Annotated in this window: 2 protein-coding genes; both read right to left on the bottom strand. The window is 46.3% G+C overall.

Annotated features, from left to right (window positions below):
• Positions 1 to 66: 66 nt before the first annotated feature.
• A complete protein-coding gene (locus ABD892_RS10640) occupies positions 67 to 711 on the bottom strand; it encodes a type I restriction endonuclease (protein ID WP_345195602.1) in 645 nt (214 codons plus the stop codon).
• On the bottom strand, positions 708 to 1,199 hold the full coding sequence (locus tag ABD892_RS10635) for a DUF4917 family protein (RefSeq protein WP_345195601.1): 492 nt from the start codon (positions 1,197 to 1,199) through the stop codon (positions 708 to 710). Before ABD892_RS10635 ends, ABD892_RS10640 begins: the two co-directional genes overlap by 4 nt.
• Positions 1,200 to 1,267: the final 68 nt, after the last annotated feature.

Genomic DNA, 1,267 nt, shown 5'->3' with positions numbered 1-1,267 from the left:
GATGAGAGGGTTAACCTGTTTTCAGCAGATCACAATCTGCCTTGAGCTCAGTCATAGCAAGGGGTTTCATGCGTTTTCCCTGCGTTCCTGGTCAGCGGTCAGGGAACCCACCCGGGCGGTATAACCATCACTGATCACCAGCGCCTCATTAAAAATAAACAGGTCGCTGATTTCATCCTTATAGGTTTGCAGCTGGTTAAAGGCATCCCAGATATCCACATTCTCATCACCGGGGCTTTTTAGCTCCAGCACCGCAAAGGGGATGCCATTAATAAAACAGACAATATCCGGGCGGCGAGGGTTCTTGGTGCCTGTCAGAGTGAACTGGTTCACCGCCACAAACCGGTTATTGGCGTCCGACTCAAAATCCACCAGAAAGGCATGGTCGTTGACCCACTGCTCATCGTCGCCTTTGTAATCCACCGGCACACCGTCCAGCAGCAGCTTGTGGAAGTGCCGATTATTGGTGATTAGATCAAGGCTTTCGGGCTTGGTCAGCGTGGCCCAAACCTGCTCAAAGCAGCCAGAAGGGAGATGTGGGTTTAATTGGGTAAAGGCTTTTTCCAGGTCTGGCTTGAGCAATACGTCCTGATAATTGCTGAGCATGGGGTTTGAGCCATCAGGAGCAATATCGGGGCCGTGGAGGACTTCCCAGCCAGCCGTGCGGAACCACTCTAAACAGAGTTGTTCTAGTTGGTCTTCCGTGATCATGCTACGTCCTCATGTTCAACCGTTTCTACAACCGGGTTATTCCAGCAACCATCACTTGTTGAATCAAAGAAAACCAGCTTGTCTAAATTAAGTGCTTTTAACTTTTGTTCAATTTTTCCACACAGAACATCGTCATCACCGTATATTGCAACAGCTATTTTTTTTACGGTTGATTTTCCTATTTGATCGATGATGTGTTGATCCTGGTCACCAAAACCCCAGCCATACACAACGAGAGTTTTTTCCAATGATGGTAATACTTCAAAGAAAACACGCTCAAAATAATTGCAGCTAGAAATAGCCTCGCGCTTATTCTCTTCTGTACCTTCACATATAAAAGCAGGAGATATATTCCCGGCCTCCCATTGGTTTAAAATAGCTTCTAATAAATTATCATTACTTCCTGTGTGTATTTTACGCTCACCCGAAAACCCCTCTCTGCGCAATACCAAATTGCCATGAGGGTAAAAATATAACCTGATTACCACCTAACATAAGCCATTCTCCCGTCTAAACTTACGACACTGGTTTTCCTTGGGTTAGGAGACGTGTCATG

The organism is Kistimonas scapharcae (genome assembly GCF_039540975.1).
In the GTDB taxonomy this organism is placed as follows: Bacteria; Pseudomonadota; Gammaproteobacteria; order Pseudomonadales; family Endozoicomonadaceae; genus Kistimonas; species Kistimonas scapharcae.
This window is presented reverse-complemented; position numbering and strand designations above follow the sequence as displayed.